General features: G+C 39.6%; 1 protein-coding gene. It reads left to right on the top strand.

The genetic code is table 11. The features are described 5' to 3' along the window. Positions 1-7: 7 nt before the first annotated feature. Positions 8-7,242, top strand: a 7,235-nt coding sequence (locus AC2D6T_RS02195; protein WP_484680307.1) for an MBG domain-containing protein, incomplete at its 3' end; no start/stop codon positions are given.

The following is a 7,242-nucleotide window of genomic DNA, read 5'->3' on the forward strand; positions in this document are numbered from 1 at the left end:
ATCCTCCATGTCATCTGATGTGACAGGTGCTGCAGGTCTGGCGGCCTATTATAAGTTTATGGAAGGTACAGGAAATACTCTTTCTGACCTGTCAGGTAATGGTGCAAATGGTACCTTGAACGGTTTCTCTTTTTCTGGCAATTCGAACTGGTCAACGACTTCTAATATTACAGATACCAAAAAAATAGCTTCAATTGTCGCAGATTTAGGCGTATCCTCTACTGTGAATGGTGTACGACTCTCAAATTTCAATGGTCTGTTAGATGGAGGGTCGCCAGTTCAGCCCGATTTTACCGGAGGCTATTTGGAGTCGAGTACAGATGGAGTGAATTGGACAAGGCAAATCAATGCAATTCCTACCATTCCATTAAATGGGCAAACCTTAGCCATCAATGATGTGACAGCACGTTATTTTCGATTTAGGAAAGAAGATCAAACAGACGGCGCTTATTATGGTTTTTCTGAAATTACTTTTCTAGGTGGGGGCTATGAAACCGTACCTTATATCAGGGAAGCATTGCCAGTAGAAAAGTATATACTGTCTGGCACAACGCTAGATCTTGCCACTGAGGCTACGCCAATCTCTGGTGAAACAATTGCTTCTTATCAGTGGAGCAGCAGCACCAGCCCATTAGATGGTACATTTACTGACCTGACCGATGGAGGTGATGTTTCGGGAACAAATACATCTAATTTGATCATTTCGAACTACACCAATGGAACGCCAACCTACTATCGACTGACAGCTACCCAATCCAATGGTTGTGTAGTGAGTACGCAGGTTTTAGTTAATTTGGAAACCACCCCATACTATTCCACTTTTGCAGGCACCAATACTTTAGACCAATTAGGTTCTTGGACGGTCAATGAAGATGGTTCGGCAGGATCTGCTCCAGTAGCCTTTGCCGAGAATAAATTCTTTATACTAAAGAATTCTGGGGATGGAACTTATCAGCTCGCTGCCGATTGGACAAACCAAGGAACGCTTAAGTTAAATGGGAATTCTTTATCCCTAAATAGCACATACAGTGCGACGGTAAATAATATTGAAGACTTTAGTAATAGTGCCTATGTGAAAATGTTAGGTACTGGCTATCTGAAGTCTAATGTATCTAATGAACCAAAGGTTTTTCCTGTGGGTACTTCAACCAATTATTCTCCGGTAACCATTACTAATAATTTAGGGGCAGATGAGGTTTTCTCCGTTTCTGTTGCTGACGGTGTCGCTAATCCAGGCTCAGGGGTTCAAGATTATTTGGCTAAAACATGGAGGATTAGAAAAACAAATAGTACAACCTCAGGTGGCACTCATTTAGACGTGACTTTTGAATGGGATGCAAATGATGTGGTAGGTACATTGGGTGAGCCCATGGTGTTTTATGGTTCTTCCGCAACTACAACTTCTTGGTCAACGATTTCTTCATCTAATTATGCCAGTGTAGAGCGTGGAGTCAATTCCATTACTTTAAAAGGATTTAAAGGGACTATTAGAAATTTAGATCGGTATTTTATAATTAAAAATGCAGCGCCAACAATCACTGCGTTTACACCCACCTCTGCAGGCGCTGGTATGGAAGTTGTAATTACTGGAACGGGTTTTACAGGTGCAACAGCAGTCGCTTTTGGCGGTACCGCTGCTACTAGCTTTACCGTAGATAGCTCTACACAGATAACAGCAACAGTAGGGGCAGGGGCAAGTGGTAATGTAACAGTAACTACTCCAGGAGGAACAGTCAATGGATCATACTTTTATTACAAGTCAGCTCCGATAATTACTTCCTTTACACCGACTAAAACACAGGTGGGTCAACCAATTGTTATTACAGGAACGAACTTTAACAATGTAACAGAAGTGAAAATTGGAGGAGTAGTGGCTGCTTTCAAGGCGAATTCTTCTACTCAAGTGACAGCTGTGGTTCCTGATGGAGCAAGTCCAGGATCTGTCGAAGTTACAGCCGAGGGAGGCACTGCTACAAAAACTGATTTTGAGTTGGGAATGCCGTTGGCAAAAGCGGCATCAATTGTGTCTTGGCACCCTGCGAATGCGTCCACTTTAGATGAACCATATACCCAAAGTACACGAAAAGAAGGGGCTATTCTCTCTGGTGAATTTACTTATTCTGGATTGACCGGTCATAATTCTTCAGATAGGCTCAGGTTTAATTTACCAAATGTGGTGGGTTCTACTTTGAATACAGCCACAGCACCTTACATAAGTTTGAAAATAAAGACAGAAAGTTTGGTAGATCTGGAGCGCATAGTGCTTCAAGGCTATCACGCATCTTATCAAACTAAACTGCAATTAAGATGGTCGATTGATAATTATGCTACATCATTGGGTGAATTCCAAGGATATACATTCGATAACTCATTTTCAAGCCGTGAAATAAAGACAAGTACTAGCTATTGGCGATATACGTCCTTAAGCTTAGCCTCAGCAGAACCAATTTCGGGTGATGAAGAAATTGAGTTAAGAATCTATGTTTATGGAAATATTAGTGCATCTGGTCATTTCTGTATAGTTAATAATAACTCTAGTTACTCATCTAATGATGCAACACCAGCAGAATTTAAAGATACTAATGATGCTATTACTATAATTGGTAGAACTAAAAATAATCCTGAATTAGCTACTGTACCAATTGAGGTTATGCTTTCAGATCGATTGATGAGTTTCAATTCGCCAGTTTCAAATAGTACAGGAGAAATCACAATGTCTATTCCAGAAGAAAGTGACGTAGCTTCTTACAACAATAACAGAATTGATTTTCTTGGAATGGGCAAAGATACGCTTACAATCAAACAAGCAGAAACAGATGATTTCATGTCAGCAACCCAATATGTGCCAATTACTGTTAAGGATTACCCAGTGGTTGAATTGAACAATTTTACTGCCTTGGTTGATGACGATCCAATTATTATCGAAGCAAATTCACCAAGTGATGGTAGTATTTCTTACCAATCTAGTGATACCAACGTTGCTACTGTTTCTGGTTCGACTTTATCTATTGTTGGAAAAGGTGTAGCGGAAATTAAAGCCCAGCAAGATGCTTCTGGCTTTTATTTAGGAGCCTCAGCAAATGCAGTACTATTGGTGAAAGATCCTCAAAAGCCAGACCCAACCGTAACTTGGATCAGTACCTTAACAAAGTCATTAGATGATAATTCTTTTAGGCTTGAAAAACCGCAAAGTAACAGTTCTGGTGCTTTTACTTATTATTCCAGTAACCCGCAAGTTGCTACTATATCAGAAAGAGAAGTGACTTTAGTTGGTAACGGAATTACAGTATTGACCGCTGTACAAGAAGAAACGAGTACTTATAATGCTACTAAGATCATTACTTTGCTTCTAGTTGGAGATCCTTACAAATCACCGACTGATTTATCTGGTTTGAGTGATTATACAAAGTTAGTTACAGATGTAGATTTTGATGTAGACCAACCAACATCTTCAAGCATTGCACCGATTATCTATGTGTTAGCAGATGATGAGATTGCCAGTATTTCAGGTAAAACAATTTCGCTCAAGCGAGAAGGTGTAACCAAGCTTTACGCTTACCAACAGGAAACAGGTACACATCAAGCAGCAGTAATTTCATCAACTTTAGAGGTAAACCTGCCTCCAGAGCCTAGCATAAATTATAACGATGCTTTGGCCCTACCGGTTCAAGAGGTAATTACAACAATAACTCCACTTTCATCTGGAGGTATCGTTACTGAATATTCGGTTTGGCCTCCATTACCCACAGGCTTAACATTGAATTCGCAGAATGGAGAGATCTCAGGAACTCCAGAGTCAATAACTCCAGAAACTACCTACCAAATTTCAGGTAGTAATTTTGGGGGTACTTCACAAGCCAATTTTAACTTGTCGGTAATCGATATTGCTCCTAACAATCTTTCTTATAATTCACCACAAGTTCTAGTAAAAGGGCAAGCCATTTCAACCTTATCTCCAACTGTAACTGGCGGTAACGTTATAACGTACAGTGTTACGCCTTCTTTACCTTTAGGATTGACATTGAACCCCAATTCTGGAGAGATTACTGGAACACCATTGTTAATATCCAACCAAGAAACCTACACGATCAAAGCACAAAATACAGGTGGTGAGGTTACTTTCGATCTCCAAATAACTGTTATAGATTCAGCACCCACAGGTTTTAGCTATCCTTCACCAGTAGTAATTAATAGAGGTATTCAAATGGAAGAGGTATTGCCTTTACAAATGAGTGGGGGTGAAATTTCAAATTTTGTAATGCAAGGAAGTCCTTTGCCTGCTGGGTTGAGCCTCAATTCGCAAACCGGTGCAATTTCGGGAACACCAACTACTATTATTGGTTTAACCACGTTTGTAATTAGAGGGTCAAATACTTCAGGGTCTGTTGATGGAACCATTCAGTTGATCATCAATGATGCTCCACCAATCATTACCTACACTAACCCTGTAACACTAACAAAAGGAGCTCTGATTTCGTCACTTTTACCTACCAATGCTGGTGGCGATATCATTAGGTTCTCATTAGATAAAGAGTTGCCACAGGGTTTGAACTTTAATACAACAACAGGGCAAATCTCTGGTACACCAACCGTTCTTTCTCCAGAGACTACTTATACAATAACGGCCGAGAATTTATTTGGTACTGGTAATTTCGATTTGAATTTGGCTGTGGTAGATGTTGCACCGAGTAATTTGGCTTATACCCCGTCGGTAGTTACAGCAACCAAAAATGGAGCAATAACATCAATGATTCCTTCAGTATCAGGTGGTGAAGTTGTTTCTTATACTATTTTGCCAAGTCTTCCCGCTGGTTTGGTTTTTGACACCCAGACGGGTGAGATTTCAGGAACTCCAACGGTATTATCGAATAACACCACCTATACGGTAACGGCAACCAATAGCGGAGGTAGTACATCAACAACATTTGCGCTAGTGGTTAATGATACACCCCCATCATCCTTGAATTATACTTCGATTCCAGATTTGACTAGAGGAGTTCCTTTCACATCAGAACTACCTTCCGCAAATGGCGGGCCTATCGTTTCTTATTCGATAACGCCAGCCCTTCCGGCGGGCTTAAGTTTGAATGCATCAACAGGGCTAGTTAATGGTACACCAGAAGACTCAACAAGTACAATTGTTTATACCATTTCAGCTGTTAATAGTGGAGGAAGCACTTCGACAACCATATCTTTTGCAGTAAAAAAAGCACCTTTGATCATTAGCGTTAATGATAAGGCTAAAGTATATGGAGACGCTGATCCAACCTTTACAGTTTCTTATAATGGCTTTGTCCTTGGGGAGGATGAGTCACAACTTAGTGGCACCCTTAGTTTTCAGAGAGAAACAGGAGAAGATGTGGGGTCTTATACGGTATCTGCAAGTGGTTTGACCTCAGTTACAGATTATGATATCACCTATCAAACTGGATCATTAACTGTTTCCAAATTGCTTGTGGCGGTATCAATACAAGCTAAAACCAAGACTTTTGGTGATTCAGATCCAGCTTTGACCTTTACTTCTGTACCATCAGTAGGTACTCAGCTTGCTAATGGAGAATCAATTTTCTTTACGGGAACCCTTTCCAGATCGGCTGGTGAAGATGTGGGTATTTATCCAATAAATTTCAGTACTCTGAATAATAGCAATTATGAGTTAAGTTTTTCTAGTGCAGACTTTACCATTAACGCTTTACCTGTAAATGTGATAGTTGACGCCAAGTCTAAGACCTACGGTGATCTAGATCCAATCTTAACCTTTATTGCTGTGCCTGCTGTGGGTACAATACTCGATAACGGAGAAACACTTAACTTTTCAGGGGCACTATCTAGAAATGCAGGAGAAGATATTGGTGTTTATGCGATTGATCAGCATACACTCTCGAATAATAATTATATAATAACATATATTGGTGCAGATTTTACAATCAATAAGCTGTCTTTAACTGTCACAGCAGAAGCTAAAACAAAGGTTTATGGAGATCAAGATCCTATGCTAACTTTTATATCGATACCTGAAGTGGGACAAGCATTGCCAAATGGCCATGCGATTTCCTTCAGTGGAGAACTTTCGAGAAACTTAGGGGAAAATGCTGGTAGTTATGCGATTAATCAGCATTCGCTTGACAACGCCAATTATGATATTAATTACTCCTCGGCTAATTTAGAAATTACCAAAAAACAATTACTTGTACTAGCTGAAAGAAAAGAGCGAGTTTATGGTAATATCAATCCGCCTTTGACATTTACTTATGTTGGATTAGTCAATGGAGATAATCAAATGGCTATTGAACCTATAATAGAAACTACTGCAATACAATTTTCTAGTGTTGGTACTTATCCTATTACTTTAACTGGAGGCTCCGATGATAATTATGATGTATTTCTTCAATCAGATTCACTCATTGTATTACCAAAACAACTTTCAATTATTTCGGAAGATAAGACTAAGATTTATGGAGAATCAGATCCAACATTAACCGTAAATTATACAGGCTTTGTAGATGGAGAGGATGCTACTGATTTATCAGGAACTTTATCGATAAGCAGAGCTTTAGGAGAAGCTGTAAACACCTATGCAATTACAGCCTCAGGTTTAACGTCTTCAAACTATTTGATTAATTATGTAGATGGAGTGTTTACAATTACCAATAAGTCGATGACGAGTACAGACATTACAACAGCAACCATAGCTGATTTGGTATACACAGGTCAAGCTCAAACCCCAATACCACAGGTAGAGGATGGGGCAACCATACTTACACAAGATACAGACTATGAGTTGAGTTATGTAGACAATACCAATGTAGGTACAGCTACAATTACTATTACAGGTAAAGGCAACTACAACGGAACAAGAACAGTAACTTTCAATATAACCAAAGCCACTTTAACAGTAACAGCTGATTCAGGTCAAACAAAAGTATATGGTGCAACAGATCCAACGCTAACCTATACAATTACAGGATTCGTAAATGGTGATACCGAATCTAGCTTAGATACAGGGGTTAGCATCGCAAGAGCAACAGGAGAAGATGTAGGAACCTATACCATTACACCTTCCGGTGCTGTTGATAGTAATTATAACATAAGCTTTGTAACCGCCGACTTTAGCATTACCAAAGCCGCTTTAACAGTAACAGCTGATTCAGGTCAAACAAAAGTATATGGCGCAACAGATCCAGCGCTAACCTATACAATTACAGGATTCGTAAATAGTGATACAGAATCTAGTTTAGATAC

The sequence above is a fragment of the Polaribacter sp. YIW18 genome, from assembly GCF_057219325.1.